A 19,168-nucleotide genomic window follows, 5' to 3' on the forward strand; every position below is an offset into this window, starting at 1 on the left:
ATCTAACAAGTCAGGTTGCCGGCAGCGAAGCCGCAACCGCGTCCGCAGTTCTGGAGTGTTACCACCGCCGAGGGCAGATCAGCCTGGCGGTCACGGGGGAGGGACAGTGACGTCAACGATGGGCTCCCGCGCCAATCAGCCACCGGCGGTACGGACGGACGGTTCGGCGGTCGAGACCACGATCACCTTCGACGACTTCTACCACGCGCACTTCGGCAGCGTGACCGCCCAACTGTCGGCGTACACGGGGGATCTGGGCCACGCCCAGGACCTGGCCCAGGAGGCGTTCTACCGAGCGCTGGCCCGCTGGGACCGCCTGGTCCGCTACGACGACCCGGTGGCCTGGGTCCGCAAGGTCGCCTGGAACCTGGCACACAGCCGCTGGCGACGCCTGCGTACCGCCCGGGACCACCTGCTGCGACAACGGCGCACCGAGGCCGAGGTGGCCGGGCCGACACCCGACCGGGTCGCCATCGACGCGGCGCTCGCGCAACTGCCGCCCAACCATCGCCGCGCGGTCATCCTGCACTATCTGGCCGACCTGTCGGTCAGCCAGATCGCCGCGCAGGAGGGGGTGGCCGAGGGCACCGTCAAGTCGTGGTTGCACCGCGGCCGGACCGCCCTGGCCGCGCTGCTCGACGAGAACACCGAGGGGGTACGTGATGTCTGACCTCGACCCGCTGCTGCGCGGGCGGCTCGGCGCGTACCGCGATGACGTGATCAGCCGGGTCGCCGGCCCCGGTCCCGACAAGGCCCGCCAGCGCCTGCGCCGCCGCCGACGGATGACGGCCGCCGCCGCCGCGGCGGCGGTCGTCCTGGGGGTGACCCCCGTCGTCATCAACGCCGCGCTGCACGCCGACCGGACTACGCCGGTGCCGGTGGAGTCCGTCCCACCGCCGACCCCGTCCACGTCGGCGCCGCCGACGCCCACGCCGACCGGGTCACCGACGCAGACCCAGACGCCGACGCCCACCGCCCCGACCGGCCCGGCCGGGCGAATAAGCCGTGCGCAACTGCTCGCCACACCTGTCGACCTGCCGAACTGGCAGCCGAGTGAGATGGAGGGCGGCTGCACCACCTCCAACGTGCGGCTGAAGACCAACACGAAGAAGACGTACGTGTCGGAGTTGGCCGACAACGAATTCGAGTACGGCGACATCGATGGCGACGGGGCCGACGAGACCATCGCCATCGTCGCCTGCCGGTACGGCGAAGCGTCGGCCAAGCAGGTGGTGGCCTTCGAGCGGAACTCCGACGAGCGGATCGTGACGGTGGGCCGAGTGGTCCGGACCGACGACGAGTTCACGGACATCCTCGCGGCGGAGATCACCCCGACCGGTTCGGTCCAGGTGACGGTGGCCGACATCGTGCCGTGTTGCGAGATCCCCGACTATCTCCGCCGGGAGCAGGTGCGGACGTACCGATGGGAGGGGCAGCGGTTCGAGCAGACCGACGGCCCCACGACATTCGGCCCCGATCCCCGGCTCACCGACCTGAGGGTGAGCATGACCCACGAGTTGGCCGAGGTCCCCGGTACGGACACCCGACGCGAACTCACCCTGGTCTTCACGGTCACCAACGCCGGCCCGGTCGACGCGCCGCAGGTCGCGTTTCACAAGATCGAACGTGGGGAACGGGCGGGCGGAGACTGGGCCCGGTGCAAACCGGTAAGGCTGTCGGACTCGGATGAACCCGGGTGTCTGCTACCCGGCGTACCGGCTGGTAAGTCGCGCCGCTACACCTTCGTCCAACTGATACCTGGCCAGCCGGGTGCCGACGCCTCCACCCGGAGCTTCCTCATCCTGCACGGCGACACCCAGGACCGCACGTGGCCCGACCGCAAACCAGACGACAACACGATGCCGTCCCCCATCCGGTTCTGAACAGCGACCACGCCCACCGGGCTCGCCGATCACGTGCCGTCGGTGGTCACGGCCTCTCCTCCGGCGACCATCCGGCCGCCGCGATGTCCACGCCCTCGCCGCGCAGCGGCGCCCCCTCGGCGCGCAGCCGGGACCGCGCCTCCCGCTCGTGCCCCGGCGGCAGCCGGCCAGCGGAGGTCACCACCCGGTGCCAGGGCACCGAGCCGCCGTGGCGGGCCATGATGTTGCCCACCAGCCGCGCCGAGGCGCGACCCGAGCGCTCGGCGAGCGCGTCGGCCACCGCGCCGTAGGACATCACCCGACCCTCCGGGATCCGCTCGACCAGGTCGAGCACCGCCTCGACGTACTCGTCAGGAGTCACAATCCGCCACCATATGGGAACGCCGCCGGGCGGTGCCGCCGTGACCACGCAGAATGGTCGCGTGCGCGACGCAGTCACGGCGGCCCGGCGGGTCGTCGTCAAGATCGGATCGTCCTCGTTGACCACCGCGACCGGCGGGCTGGCCGACGAGCGCGTCGACACGCTCGTCGACACCCTCGGCCGGCTGACCAGCGAGGGCCGCGAGGTGGTGCTGGTCTCCTCCGGCGCGATCGCTGCCGGCCTCGCCCCGCTCGGGCTGCCCCGACGCCCGCGCGACCTGGCCACCCAGCAGGCCGCCGCCAGCGTCGGGCAGGGCCTCCTGATCGGCCGGTACGCGACCAGCTTCGCCCGGCACGGCCGCACCGTGGGGCAGGTGCTGCTCACCGTCGACGACGTGACCCGGCGGGCGCACTACCGCAACGCGTACCGGACGCTGCGCAAGCTGCTCGACCTGGGGGCGGTGCCGATCGTCAACGAGAACGACACGGTGGCCACCCAGGAGATCCGGTTCGGCGACAACGACCGACTGGCCGCTCTGGTCGCCGCGCTGGTGCACGCCGACCTGCTGGTCCTCCTCTCCGACGTCGACGCACTCTGGACCGGCGACCCCACCAGGCCGCAGTCGACCCGGATCACCGAGGTCCACGGCGACGCGGACCTCGCCGGGATCACCATCGGCGGGGCCGGCCGGTCCGGTGTCGGCACCGGCGGCATGGTGACAAAGGTCGAGGCCGCCCGGATCGCCACCGGTTTCGGCATCCCGGTGGTGCTCACCGCCGCCGACCTGGCCACGCAGGCGCTGGCCGGCGAACCGGTCGGCACCCTGTTCCACCCGCAGCGGCAACGCCCGACAGCCCGACTGTTCTGGCTGGCCCACGCCACGTCACCCCGGGGGCGGCTGCACCTCGACCCGGGCGCGGTGGCGGCCGTCGTCGGGCGACGCAAGTCGCTGCTCCCCGCCGGCATCACCGCCGTGGACGGCACCTTCACCGCGGGCGACCCGGTGGACCTAGTCGACACCGCCGGCGCGTCGGTCGCCCGTGGGTTGGTCAACTACGACGCGGTGGAGCTGCCGGGGCTGCTCGGCCGCTCCACGTCCGAACTCGCCGCGGCGCTGGGTCCGGCGTACGAACGAGAGGTCGTCCACCGTGACGACCTCGTCCTGCTCTAGGGAGAGCTGGCATGAGTGAGCGTCAGCGAGCGAATCATCAATTCAGGGCTCTGTTGCCTCATGGCGGCACGGAGCGCAGCGGAGTGCTGGCATGAGTGAGCGTCAGCGAGCGAATCATCAATTCAGGGCTCTGTTGCCTCATGGCGGCACGGAGCGCAGCGGAGTGCTGGCATGAGTGTCGTCGAGCAGGCGCGCCGGGCGCGGGACGCCGCCGCCGAGTTGGCGGTGGCCACGCGTACGGTCAAGGACGCCGCGCTGGTGGCGATGGCCGACGCGCTCGTGGCGCGTACCCCGGAGATCCTGACCGCGAACGAGACGGACCTGGCGGCCGGCCGGGAGGCCGGGCTGAGCGCGGCCGTGCTGGACCGGCTCGCCCTCGACGCGGGTCGGGTGACCGGCATCGCCGACGCGCTGCGTGAGATGGCCGCGCTGCCCGACCCGGTCGGCGAGGTGGTCCGCGGGTCCACCCTGCCCAACGGGCTGGAGCTGCGCCAGATCCGGGTGCCGTTCGGGGTGGTCGGCATCATCTACGAGGCGCGGCCGAACGTGACGGTGGACGCCGCCGGGATCTGCCTGAAGTCCGGCAACGCCGCCCTGCTGCGCGGGTCGTCCTCGGCCGCGCACTCCAACGCCGCGCTGGTCGCGGTGCTGCGCGACGCGGTCGCCGGCGCCGGGCTCCCGGCCGACGCGGTGCAGTTGCTCGACGCCAGCTCCCGCGACTCGGTCAAGGAGCTGATGCGCGCCCGCGGGCTCGTCGACGTGCTCATCCCGCGCGGTGGCGCGTCGCTGATCCGCACCGTCGTCGAGGAGTCGACGGTGCCGGTGATCGAGACCGGGGTGGGCAACTGCCACGTCTACGTGGATGCCGCCGCCGACATCTCGCGGGCCGTCGCGGTGACGTTGAACTCCAAGACGCAGCGCCTGTCCACCTGCAACACCGCCGAGTCGCTGCTGGTGCACGCCAGCGTCGCCGACGCGTTCCTGCCGCCGATGCTGGCCGCCCTCGCCGAGGCGGGGGTGACCGTGCACGGCTCCCCCGAGGTGGCCGCGTACTCCGCCGCAGTGGTCCCGGCCACCGAGGAGGACTTCGCCACCGAATACCTGTCCGCCGACATCGCGGTCGCGGTGGTCGAGTCGCTGGACGCGGCCGTCGCGCACATCCGCCGCTACGGCACCGGGCACACCGAGGCGATCCTCACCGACTCGGCGAGCGCGGCCCGCGAATTCGTCGCGCGGGTGGACTCGGCCGCGGTGATGGTGAACGCGTCGACCCGCTTCACCGACGGCGGCGAGTTCGGCTTCGGCGCGGAGATCGGCATCTCCACCCAGAAACTGCACGCCCGCGGCCCGATGGGTCTGCCCGAGCTGACCTCGACGAAGTACGTGGTCACCGGGGACGGGCACCTGCGCGGCTGACCGTCCTCCCTCCCGCCCCTCAGCGTCGATCTTGCACTTACTGTCCCGACATAGGGGGCATAGCACGTGAATCGGCGACAGAAACTGCAAGATCGACGCGGCGGTGGGGGTGGGGATGGGAGTTCAGCCCGTTGGTGCGACCGCCCGGCAGGCCCGGATCGCCCGCAGCGTGGTGTGCACATCGAACTGGTGACCGTCGTCGCTGTCCCAGCCGCCGTCGCTGCGCTGCGTCCTGGTGAGCCGCTCACGGGCCGCGACCAGCAACCAGTGCTCCTCGCCCATGTCGACCCGGCGCAGCGTCCCGGCCAGCCAGGCCACATCCGCCGGGGACAACCGCGGGATCCGCTCGGCGAGCACCGACTGGATCAACGCCGACTCGTAGTACATCTCCTGCCGGTGCAGCACGGCCGCGCTCAGCCAACCGGCGGGCACGAAGGAGGGCCACCGGCCGTCCGGAGCGAGCTGCGCGGCGAGCGCCTGTGCGGCGGCCTGCACCACCCGGGCGTACGACCCGCCGACCCGGTGGTCCAGCGGCCCGGCGGACCGGGCGTCCAGCCCGCCCACGCTGAGCCAGAAGGCAGCGTTGGCGGTGAGGTAGAGACGGGCCTCCGGGTCGCCGGGCCGCGCCCACTCCGGGGCGAGGTCGGCCAGCGACGGGTCCTCGTCCCAGCCGCCGTCGGGTAGCTGGGAGGCGGCGAGCCAGTCCAGCGCGTGCCGGGCCGCCGGGCGGCCGAGGGGACCGAGGTCGTCCAACTCGGCCAGGCGGAAGCAGGTCGCGTCGACGGACCCGACCGCGCCGTCGAGGACGGCCGGCCAGCCGCCGTCGGGCGTCTGCCCGGCCTCGGCGGCGTCGAGCACCTCGTCCGGCACACCGGCGCCGGTGCGCAGCCGGGAGAGACGCGCGCGGTCGACCGCGTCTCCGTGCGCCACGACGAAGCCGATAGCGGCGTCCATATCCACCACGGCGGTCACGCTACCTGCGTAAAGGTCGTCGCGCCTCGGAGTATCGGCCGAGGCCGGGGCGGGTGAGTGGCCCGCCGCCGGCCCCGGTCGTCGCTCAGTACGCGGGCAGCGACGGATCGATCTGCTTGATCCAGGAGAGCACACCGCCCTGGACGTGCACGGCGTCGCGGAAACCGGCCGCCTTGAGCGCGGCGAGCGCCTCGGCGGAGCGGACCCCGGACTTGCAGTGCAGCACGATCTGCTTGTCCTGCGGGAGCTTCGCCAGCGCCTCGCCCGAGATGATGTCGCCCTTGGGGATCAGGGTGGCACCCGGGATGCGGACGATCTCGTACTCGGCGGGCTCCCGTACGTCGACCAGGAAGATGTCCTTGCCGGCGTCCTGCCACTCCTTGAGCTCGAGTGCGGTGATCGTCGCGTCGAGCGTCGCCTCCTGGGCCTCCTCGGAGACCGCGCCGCAGAAGTCCTCGTAGTCTTCCAGCAGGTCGGTGACCGTCGGGTTGTCGCCGCAGAGCGCGCAGTTCGGGTCCTTGCGGACCTTGATCTTGCGGTATTCCATCTCCAGGGCGTCGTAGACCATCAGGCGACCGACCAGTGGCTCACCGATGCCGGTCAGCAGCTTGATCGCCTCGTTCACCTGGATGGAGCCGATCGACGCGCAGAGCACACCGAGCACGCCACCCTCGGCGCAGGAGGGGACCATGCCGGGCGGCGGCGGCTCCGGGTAGAGGCAGCGGTAGCACGGGCCGTGCTCGGCCCAGAACACCGACGCCTGGCCGTCGAAGCGGTAGATCGAGCCCCAGACGTACGGCTTGCCGAGCAGCACGGCCGCGTCGTTGACCATGTAACGGGTGGCGAAGTTGTCGGTGCCGTCGACGATCAGGTCGTACTGGGCGAAGATCTCCCGGACGTTCTCCCGGTCCAGCGCGGTGTTGTGGATCTCCACCTGGACCAGGGGGTTGATCTCGCGGATCGACGCGGCGGCGGACTCGGCCTTGGACCGGCCGATGTCGGACACGCCGTGGATGATCTGACGCTGGAGGTTGGACTCGTCGACGGTGTCGAAGTCGATGATGCCGAGGGTGCCGACCCCGGCCGCGGCGAGGTACATGAGGGCGGGCGACCCGAGGCCACCAGCGCCGACACAGAGCACCCGGGCGTTCTTCAGCCGCTTCTGCCCGGTCACCCCGACGTCCGGGATGATCAGGTGGCGTGAGTAGCGGCGGATCTCGTCAACTGTCAGCTCGGCGGCGGGCTCGACGAGCGGGGGCAACGACACGGTGGACTCCCCGGGATCGGCGGTGTGAACCGCGCCATTGTTGCTCGCGGGAGCCCCGCTCGGCCATGAGGGACGACACTGGTCCGCGATGCGGGAGCGGGAATAACCGACGACCCGGCCGATCAGGGGACGATGTCACCCGCGTAGCGACGGCCGTCGAGGTAGGGCCAGGCGTTCGCGACGCAGCCGTGCAGGCCGTACGTCTGCTGCTGCATCACCGGCGCGGGCTCCCCCGCGCCGGGGCAGGCCTCGTGCTCCTCGCCGAACTCGTGGCCCACCTCGTGGTTGATCACGTAGGTGCGGTAGGTGTCCAGCGGAGCGCCGTAGTCGGGGACCGCCTCCATCCAGCGGGCCAGGTTGATGACGACCTGGCCGGGCATGCGGCAGGAGGTGTAGCGCTCGGTGGTCAACCCGCCCTCGGCGCACATCCGCTCGGACGTGACAGGGGTGGCCAGGTAGATGGTGAAGTCCGCCGCCCCGGCGTCGGCCACCCGTTGCACCCGCAACTCGTCGGAGGCGATCCAACTGCGCGGGTCGGCCAGCACCTCGTCCACCTTGGCGGCGAACGCGGCGGCGTCCTGGCCGGTGCCGCGTTCGACCACGACCCGGTAACGGCGCAGCGGCCCGTCCGTTCCGTGCACCGGTGTCGCACCGTCGGCAGCCGTGAAGCGTCCGGCTCCGACCGAGGGGTAGCTGGTGGGCGCGGGGTGCAGGGGCGCCCCACCCCCGTGGCCCATCTCGCCCTGGGTGGTGGTGGGAGTGTCGGCCGGTGGCTCGCCGCCCCGGTTGAGCGTCGTGCCGATGCCGCCGGCGAGCACGAGTACGAGCAGGCCGAGCAGCAGCGTGCGGCGACGTCGTCGGCGCATCCGGGTGAGCGTGGGACGTGCGCCTTCGTACGCCGACCGGTCGGGCCGGTCGGGCGGCGACGTGGGCGGGCCGTAAGGGGACGACGGCGTCATGATGTCGAGCCTGCCAGATTATTCGGGCATATCTCCGTTTTTGCCGCTATTCACGCAAGACGCCTGATGGTGTACGTCGGTCGGTCGCTCCCTCAGAGGGCGGGGCCGGCGTAGCGGCGTCCGTCGAGGTACGGCCACGGGTTGACCCGGCACCCGTTGAGGAAGAGCGTCTGCTGCATCATCACCGGCGCGGGCCGACCCGCACCCGGGCAGCGCTCGTGCCGGTGCCCGAGCTGGTGGCCGACCTCGTGGTTGACTACGTACGTCCGGTAGACGTCCAGCGGCACGCGGGCCGAGACGAAGTGCGGCACGGACAACCGCCACCGATCCAGATTGATGATCACCTGGCCGGGTGCCCGGCAGGACGTGTACGGCCGACCCCCGATCCGGATGTCCACCCCGCCGTCGGCACACATCCGAGCCGCCGTGCGGGCGGTGGCCAGGTAGATGGTGAAGTCGCGAGGCGCGTCCCCCGGCACCTGCTGCATCCGTAGCCTGCCGCTGTCGACCCAGCTGCCCGGCCCGGCGAGCGCCACCTGGACCGCCTGCGCGAAGTCCGCGGCGGTCTCGTCGCTGCCCGACTCCACCGCGACCCGGTACCGCCGCAGCTCACCCGCGCGACCCAGCACCGGGCCGGAACGGGCGTCGTAGCCGAACCTCCCGGTGCCGGCGCTCGGGACCGCGCCGGGCGCCCGCAGCACCGGGGACGGGCTGGACGCGAGCACGGCGGAGGGCGACGGGTCGACCGACGGCGGCAGCGGCGCGGCCACCAGCGGCGGCGGCAGAGTGACGACCTCGTCGGCGGCCAACCGGCCAGCGCGGGGATGCCCACCCGGCCCCTCGGCGATCACGGTCACCGCCGCGCCGACCGCCAACACCACCGCCACCAGTTGGGCGAGCAGCGCGAGGCGTCGCTGACGGCGACCGGGGAGGTGGTTTGACCTGGGCATCCAGGTCAGCCTGCCAGATCAGGCCGCCCCGTGGTGTCCTCCGTTTCGGCGAGCAGGCCGACCACCGCCCGGGCCACCAGGCGGGGCACCTCCAACTGCGCCACGTGACCGACGCCGTCGAGCATCATCAACCGGCTGTCCGGGATGACCCGGGCGGTCTGCGGCGCGACCCGCACGTCGACCAGGCGATCCGCTCGGCCGCCCACCACCAGGGTCGGTGCGCGTACCGTCCCGGCGAGTCGCCACAGCGAACCCGACCCCGGCAGGTACGCCCGCAGGAAGCTGGAGACCAGACCGCGGAACGTCCGGACGTACGCGGCGGCGTAGTGCTCCGCCTCGTACCGCACCCGGATCTCCTCCAACGCCTCGGCCCGACGCTGGTCGCAGATCCGGCTCAGGTCGGCGACGCACGCCTCCAGCACCTGCTGGGCCATCACCTCGGGAGCGAGCTGGGTGAGGTGCCGGGCGACCAGCCGTTCACCCCGCGGGATGGCGAGCACCGGCAGCATCCGTCCCTGCAACGAGCGGCGGAAGTCGAGAAACGGCAGGGCCGGGGAGATCAGGGTGAGGGTACGGACCAGGTCCGGCCGGAGCCCGGCGACCTGCACCGCGACCGCGCCGCCCAGCGAGTTGCCGAACAGGTGCACCGGACCCCGACCGGAGTGCTCGATCCAGCGGACGACCAGATCCGCGAAGGCCGGGATGGTGTAGCGGGGACCCGGCTCACTGCGGCCGAAGCCGGGCAGGTCGATGGCCTGACCGTCCAGCCGGTCGGCGAGCAGCCCGGCCAGGTCGGTCCAGTTCTGGGACGACCCGCCCAGCCCGTGCACGTACAGCGCCGGTTCCGCGCCGGCGGCGGTGGCCGGGGTGTCGCGCACGTACGTGACCCGGCCGTCGAGGCGGACCTCCCGGCCCGGCCAGGGCGGTGGAACCTGATGATCGGGGAGCAGATGGTCGGGCCAGAGGGTGGCGCTTCTCATCGTTCCAGTCTGCCTCGGACCACTCAGGACAGCAGCGCCTCCAGCCGACGGTTCACCGCCGCCAACGTCGCCCGAACCACCGCCTGCCGGGGATCACCGGCGACCAGCGCCGAGCCGGCGAGCTGCTCCACCCAGCCCTCGCAGACGAGCAGCACCACAACCGTGGCCACCTCGCAGTTGCCGAACGGCACCACCGCCGCGTGCTCGACGAAGCAGCGCCCCCGCTCGGCGTTGTCGGTGCCCCGCAGCAACTCGTCCACGGCGGCGGCCGCCGCCACCGCGCAGAGCCGCAGCACGTAGCCGTCCACCGCCGGTCCGGTGGCGTACCCGGAGGCGCTGTCGTCGTCGGCCAGCAGCCGGACCTCCACGTTCGCGTCCAGGCCGAACGTGCTCACCTGCACGTGGTCGATCACCACCCGCGGCCCCGGCACGCCGCCGGTGTCCAGCGGCCGGGACGGCGCCGACTCCGTCGTGGTCACCTGACCACCGGAGTACGACGTGCCGAGCGTGGCCGGGCTGCCGGTCGCGGCACCGGCCGGCGCGGCCGAGACCGATCCGGGCTCCTCGACCGTGGCGCGACCCCGGTGCGGCGCGTTCGGCCGGCGGCGGCGCGAGGTGTCCGTGCCGGTCCACTGCTCCGAGCCTGCCGGTGTGGCCTCTGCCGGGGCGCCCGACGGACGTTGCGGTGCGGTCGTCTCGGCCGTCCGGACCTCACCGGTTCGGGCCTCCGGACCTCCGTCGCGCTGGGCCGCGCCGGGCGGCTCCGCCGTACGCCGTTCGGCAGGTCGCGGTTCGGCCAGGCGTCGGCGAACCGGCGGGGGTGGCGTGCTGGGCACGCCGGGCACGTTCTGCGGGGCGGCGGCCAGCCCCATCCGTTCCTGCAGCAGCCGGGCCACCTGTCGGCTCACCTCGGCCGGATCGGCGCCGTCGGCCAGGTCCAGGCGCAGGCTGTGCGCACCGGCCGGGGTACGGCGAAGCGCCGCGTCGCGGACACCGGCGACCTCCCGAACGGCGTCCAGGATGGCGTTGACGTCGAACCCCTCGGGGCGCTCCCGAAGTGGGGCTGGTTCGTCGTCCCGACGAAGGTGGGTGGCGATGCGGGCGAGCTCCGGGGTCTCGGCGGGTGGCTCCACGGCTGGCGGCTCCGGCACGACGGGCACGTCCGGTTCCGCGGGGACGCGCTGCGGCAGCACCACCGCCCTCGGGTCTGGTTGCCGGCCGTTGTCGGCCGGCTCGGTCGACGACGTCGGATCGGGGGCGGATCGGCGAGCCGCGTAGGGCGAGGTGGAAACGGCTGGGGGCCGGTCACGGCGCTCGGCCCCGCTGATGGCGGAGGGCGGAGCCGAGCCGGTGGAGGCCGACGTCGTGTCGGCGGCCGACGGGACGTTCGCCCGGGGTGAGTCGACGGGAGACGGAACGGGCGGTTCGGGTGCCGCCGGCCGGAGCCGGAACGGCGCGACCGGCCGGATCTCGGGCCGCGGCGGGCCGGACGTCTCGCCCACCTCGCCGCCGCCGGCGGCGCTTGCCGAATGGCTGGCTGGCCAGGACGGGCGCTCGGCGGGGGTGGCGGGGATCCGGCCCTCGGACCAGTCCGGCCGCTCGGTCGGGGAGCTGCTCGGCGTCGGCGAACCGCCGACCCAGGAGGGACGCTCCGCCACCAGGGGCGGGCCTGCCGGGGCCGGGGGTGCGTCGGTCAGCGTGGGAGGCGGCCCGGCCGGGGCCGGAGGTGGCGCGTCGGCCGGCACGGCTCCGGAGGCCCAGGAGGGCCGCGTCGGCGAGGCGCTGGGCGGTGTCGGATCGGCTTCTCCGGCCCAGGACGGCCGCGCTGGCGTCGGGCTGCTGGGCGCGGGGTCGGACCCGCCGGCCCAGGACGGCCGTACCGGCGGAACACTCGTCGCCGCCTCGGAGCCGCCGGCCCAGGACGGCCGTACCGGCGGAACACTCGTCGCCGCCTCGGAGCCGCCGGCCCACGACGGCCGCGCCGGCGCCGGGCTGGTGGGCGCGGGGTCGGACCCGCCGGCCCAGGACGGGCGGTCCGTGCGAGGTGCGCCGGACCCCGCCCAGGAGGGGCGATCGGCGGGCGGGCCGCTGGTCGGCGGCGGGCCACCGGCCCAGGAGGGGCGATCGGCGGGCGGGCCGCTGGTGGGCGTGGGACCGTCGGCCCAGGAGAGGCGCTCGACGACCGGTGGCGCCATGCCTGATGACACCGGCGGTCCGCTGGTGGGGGACGCGTCCGCGTCGACAGCCCGGGGTGGAACGGTGGGCGGCGCGACCCAGGACGGGCGCTCGGACGGCGGCGGGGTGCTCTGCTCGCCGGGGTGCGTCGGCGCGGCGTCGGACCCGCCCGTGACGTCGTACCCCCGGGGCGGATCGGCACGCACCGGCTCGTACGGGCGGGGCGACTCGGCGCGCAGCGGCTCGTACGGCAGGTGGGGCTCGGCGACCCAACTCGGCGCGGGCTCGTCCCGGGCCTTGGGAGCAGCCGGCTCGTCGTCGGAGCGAGACCAGGGCGGCGCCCATCCGCCGCCCGAGCTCGGACGGTTCCAGTTTGGCCCGGACCAGTCCGGCTCGATGGCCGGCGACTCGCCGGCTCGGTGCGTTTCGCCTGGTCGGGGGATGCCAGCGGCGCGACCCGGCTCGGTCGCGTCGGCGTGCCCGGCCGGCCCCGATGCTGCCGGCTGGACGGGTGGGAGCGGGTCCCGCCAGTCTCGTGGCGCGGCCGGTTCGTCGGCGGCCAGCCGCTCGCTGGTCGGCGCGCGGAAGCCGGGCGGCACCTCGAAACCCGACGCGGCGGTGCCGACGGGCGGCACCTGGACTGCCGGCGGCGCGGACGTCGGCAGGCCGGGCTCGGCCCAGCGAGCGCGGTGCGCGGCGGCCGGGTCGACGGTGGAGCGTGTGGGGGTGCCCTTGTCGGGCTCGCCGGCACCCTGCTCCCGTGGCGGCGCGGGGCGTTGGGCGGGCACCACCAGCCGGTCGCCGGTCACCTCGGGCCGCCCCTCGGCGGGCAACCCCGGCGGCGCGCTCACCGGCGCGGGGCGGCCGGCGGGTGGTTCGAGACCGGGAGGGCGGACGCCGTTGGCGTCGTCCGGATGGTGCACGCCATTGGCGTGGTGGCCGTTGGCACGAGTCGGCGGATCGAGGTCACCCGGCAGCCCGACCAGGGGCGCCGGCAGGTCGCCGTGTCGGCTGGACGAGGCGCGCCAGCCAGCGGCGGGATCGGGTTGCCAGCGCGGCGCCTCGTCCCGGGCATCCTCGCGATCGGCGGCTCGGGACCACCCGCCCGTCGCTGGCGCCCACCCGCTGACGGGACGGCCCGGGTCGTCGTGCTGACCCGCTCCGTCACCGTGTTCTCCCGGGGTGGCGGCTCCGGGTTGCCCTGTTTCACTCACCGCGCGCTCCTTGGTCGCCCCCGCTGAGGCTACCGTGTGCCGAGAGTGGCGATAAGTTACAGCGGCGGGCCATTTCCACGACGGGGGTCACGGGCTTCGCCCGGTCTGGGGGGAAAATGCCGGCTCGTACGGAGAACTCGGAGGATCCCATGACCGCTGCGGGGAACGGTGCACAGACCGCTGGCCGGCCCACCCGCCTGCCCCGCTCCGCGCGCCGTAAGCAGCTTCTCGCTGCGGCGCAGGAGGTGTTCGTCGCGCAGGGCTACCACGCCGCCGCGATGGACGACATCGCCGAGCGGGCCGGGGTCTCCAAGCCGGTGCTCTACCAACACTTCCCGGGAAAGATGGATCTCTACCTGGCGCTGCTCGACACGCACTGTGACGCCATCGTCGCTCAGGTGCAGGATGCGATGCGCGGCACCAGTGACAACAAGGAGCGGGTCGGCGCGTCGGTGCGCGCGTACTTCGACTTCGTCGACCACGAGAGCGAGGCCTTCCGCCTCGTCTTCGAGTCGGACCTGCGCAACGACCCGGCGGTGCGACAGCGGGTGGAGCGGGTCGAGCAGGGCTGCATCGCGGCGATCACCGACACCATCATCTCGGACACCGGCGTGAGCCGGGCCCACGCCGAGCTGCTCGCCTCCGGGCTGGTCGGCGCGGCGGAGACGGCCGCGCAGTTCTGGCTGGCCGGTGGCCGGCAGGTGCCGAAGGCCGAGGCCGAGGCGTTGGTGGCCGCGCTGTCCTGGCGGGGCATCGCGAGCTTCCCCCTGCAAGGTGAGTCAGCCTGACCGCCGACCCCGTGATCGGATAGCCTTCGCAGGGCGGTTCTTTCGCCCCAGTTGAGGAGGCACAGTGGAGGTCAAGATCGGCGTGCAGTACGCGCCGCGTGAGCTGGTAGTAGACAGCGCGCAGTCGCCGGCCGAGATCGAGCAGATCGTGACCGACGCCTTCGCCGGTAACGGCGGCACGCTCTCCCTGACCGACGAGAAGGGCCGACGGGTCATCGTGCCGATCGAGAAGGTCGCCTACGTCGAGATCGCCGAGGCGTCGTCCCGGGCGGTCGGTTTCACCGTCCGCTGACCGGGCCGGCCATCGCGGCAGGTAGGCGTGGGGCCACCTGCCGCGGGCCGGCATCGGTGCTCGGCGGTCCCGGCCGGCGCACCCTCCGCAGGGTGCCGCGCCCGGCCGTCGTCCGTTCTGTTCGGGTTTTGCCGCACCTCTCTCGATGACGTCGCACGACCCCCATCCGGCCCGGAACGCGTGTCGGTGACTCGCGCGGGGTACGCCGAACCGACCCACTCGTGACGCAGGTCACAATCATCGCCCCCGCGTGTCGCCTGCCCGACCGGGAATCGGGACGAAGCCATGCCTGTTCAGGTAGCATGGAGCAGTTGCCGTGGGCGCCGATCTGATCGACGTTCAGCCCGCGGCGCGCGTGCGGCCCGGTCCGGCTCGGCAATCTGCCGCCGACCGTGTGGCCCGCGTCATACCGAACGCGCCCTGAGGACATGACGGGCGCACCCACGAGAGGGCACCCCCACATCCACATGAGCGACCTGACTCAAGATTTGCTGGACGGCCAGGAACTGGCCCCCACCGCCCCGGTTCGACCGGAGGCCCCCACGTTCGCCGCCCTCGGCGCCCGCGCCGAGACCGTCGAGGCCCTGGCCTCGGCCGGCATCACCCGCGCCTTCGCCATCCAGGAGTACGCGATCCCGATCGCGCTGCGCGGCGTCGACCTGATCGGTCAGGCGCCCACCGGCACCGGCAAGACCCTCGGTTTCGGCGTACCGCTGCTGGACCGGGTCTTCGCCCCGGGCGAGGGCAGCGACGGCGTCCCCCAGGCGCTGGTCGTCGTCCCCACCCGTGAGCTGGGCATCCAGGTCGCCAAGGACCTGGCCGCCGCCGGCCGGACGCGTGGCGTCCGGGTGCTGCCGATCTACGGCGGCGTGGCGTACGAGCCGCAGATCGACGCGCTGCGCAAGGGCGTCGAGATCCTGGTCGGCACCCCCGGCCGGCTGATGGACCTGCAGAAGCAGAAGCACCTCCGACTGGACCGGGTGCACGCGCTCGTCCTCGACGAGGCCGACCGGATGCTCGACCTGGGCTTCCTCGACGACGTCGAGAAGATCCTGGCGATGCTCCCGGAAGACCGCCAGACGATGCTCTTCTCGGCCACCATGCCGGACCCGATCGTCACCCTGTCGCGGCGTTTCCTGCGCCAGCCGATGACGATCCACGCCGGGCACACCGCCGAGACCGGTCCGTCGCCGCAGACCCAGCAGCTGGTCTACCGCACCCACTCGATGAACAAGGTCGAGGTGGTGGCGCGCATCCTCCAGGCGGAGGGGCGTGGGCTGACCATGATCTTCACGCGTACCAAGCGGGCCGCCGACCGGGTCGCCGAGGACCTCGACTTCCGCGGGTTCGCGGTCGCGGCGGTGCACGGTGACCTCGGCCAGGGTGCTCGCGAGCGGGCACTGCGCGCCTTCCGGGCCGGCAAGATCGACATCCTGGTCGCCACCGACGTGGCGGCCCGCGGGCTGGACGTCACAGGCGTCACCCACGTCATCAACTACGACTGCCCGGAAGACCAGGACACCTACACCCACCGGATCGGTCGTACCGGCCGGGCCGGCGCGACGGGCGTCGCGGTGACCTTCGTCGACTGGGACGACATGCCGCGCTGGCGGATCATCGACAAGACCCTCGGTCTGGAGATGCCGGAGCCGCCGGAGACGTACCACACGTCGCCGCACCTCTACACCGACCTGCACATCCCGACCGAGGTCAGCGGCACCCTGCCGACGGCCGAGCGCACCCGGGCCGGGCTGTCCGCCGAGATCGAAGAGGATCTGGGTGGCACGACCCGCTCCCGCCGGGGCGACAGTGGCGGCGGCCGGAGCCCCCGACGCGGCGAGAGCCGTGGCGAGGGCCGAGGCGAGCGCCGTGGTCGGGGTGACGGTCGTCGGGACCGCTCCGACGCCGGCACGCCGGCCGTCGCCGAGGCCCCCGTCGCCGACGTGCCCGTCGGCGACGCGAGCGAGGAAGGCACCCGTACCCCCCGCCGTCGGCGTCGCCGCCGGGCCGGCGAGGCGGTCGCGGGCGAGCCGACCGCGGTGATCACCGCCGACGCCGGCCCCACCGAGCCGGTCGCCGCGTCCGACGGCGAGCCGTCGAAGCCGCGCCGCCGTCGACGCCGCCGTGGTGGCGGTTCCGATGCGGGTACGCCGGCCGAAGCGACAGCCGACTGACCACCAGCAACACCTGACATCCCTCGCACCGCCTCGCGCGGTGCGGGGGATGTTCCCTTCTCCCACCCCACCTGCCGGGAATGGAACGATGCCGGAATCACTGGAAGCCGCCCTGACCGAGGTCCGAGCCTTGCTGCTCGACCCCGCGCTGACCCGGGCGGTTGCCGCCGGACGCCGCCGCGGGCGCCGCCCCACCGTCGAGCGGGCGGAACTGCGGCCGGTAGCGCTCAAGGCCGGGCCGCGAATGCAGATCACCACGTCCGACGGCGCTCGCCCGTACACCCGCAACCTCGCCGCCGGCCCGGACGCCGCTGCGGCGGTCGACGAACTGCTGGCCGAGCCGTTCGGCAACTGGCACGTGGAGACGACCGCGGCGACGCTGCAACTACGGGTGACCAAGTCCGGTGAGGCGCAGGTGCACCGGGCCGCGGCGTCCCGCCCGGCAGCCGCGCCGAACGGCAACGATCGGGCGAAGGAGTACCTGCTCGACCCCGGGGACCCGATCTTCGCCGAGATCGGCGGCTCGGCGGCCAAGCGCCGCCAGGTGGACGCGTTCCTGCGCGCGCTGGCGGCGACCCTGCCCGACGACCTGACCGGTCCGCTCCGGGTGGTCGACCTGGGCTGCGGCAACGCCTACCTGACCTTCGCCGCGTACCGCTACCTGACGACTCGTGGGCTCGACGTGCAGTTGGTCGGCGTGGACGTCCGGGAGGACCAGCGGCGGCGCAACACCGAGCTGGCCCAGCGGTTGGGCTGGGCCGACCGGATCAGCTTCGTGGCCGGCACGATCGCCGACGCCGTCGTCGACCCCGCCCCCGACCTGGTGCTGGCGCTGCACGCCTGCGACACCGCCACCGACGAGGCGCTGGCCCGTGCGGTGCGCTGGGAGGCCCGCTGGGTGCTGGCCGCACCGTGCTGTCACCACGACCTGGCCAAGCAGCTCCGCGCCCATCCGGCTCCGACCCCGTACGAACTGCTGACCCGGCAGGGCATCCTGCGGGAGCGCTTCGCCGACGTGCTCACCGACGCGCTGCGGGCCGGATTGCTGCGGGTGCACGGCTACCGGACCGAGGTGGTGGAGTTCGTGGACTCCCAGCACACGCCCCGCAACCTGCTGATCCGCGCCCGACGCACCGGCGCCGAGGCGACCGGACCGCAGCGCGAGGAGTACCGCGAGCTGGTGGACCAGTGGCGGGTCACACCCCGGCTGGAGACCCTGCTGGCCGCCGACGGACAGCCGGCCGACGGGCAGCCGGCGACGTAGTCGACACGCCCTAACGACGCCGTTCGCCGTTGCCGCGATCCCGGCCACCGGTGCGCTCGCCGGCACCACGGTCGAGGACCGTCACCCGCTCGCCACCGCTCCGCTGACCGGCCCATCCGCCGTCGGCCGGGGCGGTGGGGAACGGCACCACCTTGCCCGTGCTCTCGGCGTTGCCGGCTGCCGCGAAGGCGTTCCAGGAGATGTCGACAAGCAGCTTCTTCATCTCCGCGTGCCGGATGGCGGCGTTGTGTTGCAACGCCATCCGGGCACCCAGCACCACGCCGACGAGCGTGGTGGTGATCGCGCCGGTAGCCGCCAGCACGTGTTGGCCGGTCGCCGAGTCGGCGCGGAGCACCAGGACCAGCAGCCAGATCCAGAACCCGGCGGCGAAGACGCCAGCCTTGGCGACGAAGAAGAGGCTGACCGCACCGGGCTGGTACGGCTGGGGGCGGCTCGATTCGGCCATGGTGCTCCTCGGCGGTGGTCTGGTCGAACATGGCTGGCGTTCAGACGCCATGCCGGGGCGGGCACCGAGCCTAATGGAAGAACGACAGTGATCGCTCGATGCAATTTTCATTCTGCACACACGCTTCCAGAGAAAAGTCTCATCCACGGGACAGTTTGTGCGCTCAGTCAATTGTTTCGCGCCCCGGGCGTACTACCCTCGGAAGGCGCATCGTCCCGGTGCTCCGGTAGGGGGGAAGACACGCAGGGATGGGATCAGCCGACGTAACACCGCAAATGGCCTTCGCCCGCTTCGTTCGGCGCGCCATCGACGACGCCCGCGACGACCGTGGCTGGACCGTGACCGATCTTGCCGCGCACACCGGTGTGGGTCGCTCCACCGTGTTCCGCTGGCTGGCCGGTGACTGGCAGGACTACCCCGAACTGGCCAAGGTGCGCGGCTTCTGTGCCGCACTGGACCTGCCGGTCGCCGCCGCGTTCCGGGCGCTCGGCCTGCCCGACGCCGGCCCCACTCCCCGCCGACGCCACGACGACGGCCCGGTCGAGGCCGACGTCCGGGCCATCCTCGACCGGCTGGCCGACCCGACGGTCCCCGCCGAGGAGAAACACCACATCCGCGACCTGCTGCGCTACCTGGCCCGCCGCCCAATCCGCCGAGCCGGCTAACCCACCCCACGCCCGCGCCCCGCTCCCGCCGCGCTCAGGCCGTTGAGGATGGTGGGGGTGCGGGCGCGGGGGCGGGCCTAGGGCGTGTCTTCAAAGGCTCACAACCATTGGAGTAGCGCGGCGATGGTGACTGTGGCCTGGAACGAGGTCGCGGTCTTGTCGTAGCGGGTC

At 73.2% G+C, this 19,168-nt stretch carries 16 protein-coding genes and 1 pseudogene; 9 read left to right on the forward strand and 8 right to left on the reverse strand.

From position 1 onward, the window contains the following. The first annotated feature begins 106 nt into the window (after nt 1-106). Both AB0A90_RS27800 and AB0A90_RS27805 read left to right on the forward strand, forming a co-directional pair. On the forward strand, nt 107-670 hold the full coding sequence (locus AB0A90_RS27800; protein WP_357253667.1) for a SigE family RNA polymerase sigma factor: 564 nt from the start codon (nt 107-109) through the stop codon (nt 668-670). Beyond that, the gene (locus tag AB0A90_RS27805) at nt 663-1,883 is read left to right on the forward strand and encodes a hypothetical protein (protein ID WP_357253669.1); all 1,221 of its coding nucleotides are present in this window, start codon (nt 663-665) and stop codon (nt 1,881-1,883) included. The genes AB0A90_RS27800 and AB0A90_RS27805 overlap by 8 nt, the downstream gene beginning before the upstream one ends. A gap of 46 nt (nt 1,884-1,929) precedes the next feature. Here the strand turns inward: AB0A90_RS27805 and AB0A90_RS27810 are convergent, their stop codons facing one another. Then, on the reverse strand, nt 1,930-2,244 hold the full coding sequence (locus AB0A90_RS27810) for an MGMT family protein (protein ID WP_357253672.1): 315 nt from the start codon (nt 2,242-2,244) through the stop codon (nt 1,930-1,932). A gap of 13 nt (nt 2,245-2,257) precedes the next feature. Here AB0A90_RS27810 and proB point away from each other — a divergent pair, with 13 nt between their 5' ends. Both proB and AB0A90_RS27820 read left to right on the forward strand, forming a co-directional pair. Next, the gene (proB, locus tag AB0A90_RS27815; RefSeq protein WP_357253674.1) at nt 2,258-3,415 is read left to right on the forward strand and encodes a glutamate 5-kinase; all 1,158 of its coding nucleotides are present in this window, start codon (nt 2,258-2,260) and stop codon (nt 3,413-3,415) included. Nucleotides 3,416-3,586: 171 nt separating this feature from the next. Further along, nucleotides 3,587-4,831 (forward strand): glutamate-5-semialdehyde dehydrogenase, encoded by a 1,245-nt coding sequence (locus tag AB0A90_RS27820; RefSeq protein WP_357253676.1) that lies wholly within the window; start codon nt 3,587-3,589, stop codon nt 4,829-4,831. Between the two features lie 123 nt (nt 4,832-4,954). Here AB0A90_RS27820 and AB0A90_RS27825 read toward each other — a convergent pair whose 3' ends face one another. From AB0A90_RS27825 to AB0A90_RS27850, 6 genes and pseudogenes are all read right to left on the reverse strand, one after another. Next, the gene (locus tag AB0A90_RS27825; RefSeq protein ID WP_357253678.1) at nt 4,955-5,803 is read right to left on the reverse strand and encodes a squalene--hopene cyclase; all 849 of its coding nucleotides are present in this window, start codon (nt 5,801-5,803) and stop codon (nt 4,955-4,957) included. A gap of 85 nt (nt 5,804-5,888) precedes the next feature. Beyond that, nucleotides 5,889-7,137 (reverse strand): annotated as a pseudogene (gene moeZ, locus AB0A90_RS27830) (adenylyltransferase/sulfurtransferase MoeZ). A gap of 55 nt (nt 7,138-7,192) precedes the next feature. Further along, on the reverse strand, nt 7,193-7,936 hold the full coding sequence (locus AB0A90_RS27835) for a DUF3152 domain-containing protein (protein WP_357253680.1): 744 nt from the start codon (nt 7,934-7,936) through the stop codon (nt 7,193-7,195). A 185-nt stretch (nt 7,937-8,121) separates the two neighbouring features. Next, nucleotides 8,122-8,979 carry a DUF3152 domain-containing protein gene (locus tag AB0A90_RS27840; protein ID WP_357253682.1) on the reverse strand — a complete coding sequence of 286 codons (858 nt, stop codon included), beginning with the start codon at nt 8,977-8,979 and terminating at the stop codon, nt 8,122-8,124. Nucleotides 8,980-8,984: 5 nt separating this feature from the next. Further along, on the reverse strand, nt 8,985-9,959 hold the full coding sequence (locus AB0A90_RS27845) for an alpha/beta hydrolase (protein WP_357253684.1): 975 nt from the start codon (nt 9,957-9,959) through the stop codon (nt 8,985-8,987). Nucleotides 9,960-9,982: 23 nt separating this feature from the next. Continuing rightward, a complete protein-coding gene (locus AB0A90_RS27850; RefSeq protein WP_357253686.1) occupies nt 9,983-13,348 on the reverse strand; it encodes a hypothetical protein in 3,366 nt (1,121 codons plus the stop codon). A 149-nt stretch (nt 13,349-13,497) separates the two neighbouring features. Between AB0A90_RS27850 and AB0A90_RS27855 the strand changes: the two genes are divergently transcribed. The 4 genes from AB0A90_RS27855 to AB0A90_RS27870 all read left to right on the forward strand — a co-directional run bounded on the left by AB0A90_RS27855 (nt 13,498) and on the right by AB0A90_RS27870 (nt 17,866). Then, complete coding sequence (locus AB0A90_RS27855) at nt 13,498-14,136, forward strand: TetR/AcrR family transcriptional regulator (protein WP_110563158.1); 639 nt, start codon at nt 13,498-13,500, stop codon at nt 14,134-14,136. Nucleotides 14,137-14,200: 64 nt separating this feature from the next. Further along, the gene (locus AB0A90_RS27860) at nt 14,201-14,428 is read left to right on the forward strand and encodes a DUF3107 domain-containing protein (protein ID WP_124822399.1); all 228 of its coding nucleotides are present in this window, start codon (nt 14,201-14,203) and stop codon (nt 14,426-14,428) included. Nucleotides 14,429-14,895: 467 nt separating this feature from the next. Then, nucleotides 14,896-16,602, forward strand: a complete 1,707-nt coding sequence (locus tag AB0A90_RS27865) for a DEAD/DEAH box helicase (RefSeq protein ID WP_357253688.1) — start codon at nt 14,896-14,898, stop codon at nt 16,600-16,602. 88 nt (nt 16,603-16,690) lie between these two features. Then, nucleotides 16,691-17,866, forward strand: coding sequence for an SAM-dependent methyltransferase (locus AB0A90_RS27870; RefSeq protein WP_357253689.1), 1,176 nt, complete (start codon nt 16,691-16,693; stop codon nt 17,864-17,866). A gap of 10 nt (nt 17,867-17,876) precedes the next feature. On the opposite strand, the gene AB0A90_RS27875 is transcribed toward AB0A90_RS27870, so the two are convergent. Continuing rightward, nucleotides 17,877-18,332 (reverse strand): hypothetical protein, encoded by a 456-nt coding sequence (locus tag AB0A90_RS27875; RefSeq protein ID WP_357253691.1) that lies wholly within the window; start codon nt 18,330-18,332, stop codon nt 17,877-17,879. 248 nt (nt 18,333-18,580) lie between these two features. Here AB0A90_RS27875 and AB0A90_RS27880 point away from each other — a divergent pair, with 248 nt between their 5' ends. Beyond that, the gene (locus tag AB0A90_RS27880; RefSeq protein WP_357253694.1) at nt 18,581-18,997 is read left to right on the forward strand and encodes a helix-turn-helix domain-containing protein; all 417 of its coding nucleotides are present in this window, start codon (nt 18,581-18,583) and stop codon (nt 18,995-18,997) included. The last annotated feature ends 171 nt before the right edge of the window (nt 18,998-19,168 follow it).

Origin of the sequence: Micromonospora sp. NPDC049204, assembly GCF_040647935.1 — a bacterium.
Lineage (GTDB): Bacteria > Actinomycetota > Actinomycetes > Mycobacteriales > Micromonosporaceae > Micromonospora.

Coding starts and splice junctions, on each gene's coding strand:
- AB0A90_RS27805 (WP_357253669.1), top strand. CDS start 663: ATGTCTGACCTCGACCCGCTGCTGCGCGGGCGGCTCGGCGCGTACCGC.
- AB0A90_RS27875 (WP_357253691.1), bottom strand. CDS start 18,332: ATGGCCGAATCGAGCCGCCCCCAGCCGTACCAGCCCGGTGCGGTCAGC.
- AB0A90_RS27855 (WP_110563158.1), top strand. CDS start 13,498: ATGACCGCTGCGGGGAACGGTGCACAGACCGCTGGCCGGCCCACCCGC.
- AB0A90_RS27820 (WP_357253676.1), top strand. CDS start 3,587: ATGAGTGTCGTCGAGCAGGCGCGCCGGGCGCGGGACGCCGCCGCCGAG.
- AB0A90_RS27835 (WP_357253680.1), bottom strand. CDS start 7,936: ATGCGCCGACGACGTCGCCGCACGCTGCTGCTCGGCCTGCTCGTACTC.
- AB0A90_RS27865 (WP_357253688.1), top strand. CDS start 14,896: ATGAGCGACCTGACTCAAGATTTGCTGGACGGCCAGGAACTGGCCCCC.
- AB0A90_RS27840 (WP_357253682.1), bottom strand. CDS start 8,979: ATGCCCAGGTCAAACCACCTCCCCGGTCGCCGTCAGCGACGCCTCGCG.
- AB0A90_RS27845 (WP_357253684.1), bottom strand. CDS start 9,959: ATGAGAAGCGCCACCCTCTGGCCCGACCATCTGCTCCCCGATCATCAG.
- proB (WP_357253674.1), top strand. CDS start 2,258: ATGGGAACGCCGCCGGGCGGTGCCGCCGTGACCACGCAGAATGGTCGC.
- AB0A90_RS27870 (WP_357253689.1), top strand. CDS start 16,691: ATGCCGGAATCACTGGAAGCCGCCCTGACCGAGGTCCGAGCCTTGCTG.
- AB0A90_RS27880 (WP_357253694.1), top strand. CDS start 18,581: ATGGGATCAGCCGACGTAACACCGCAAATGGCCTTCGCCCGCTTCGTT.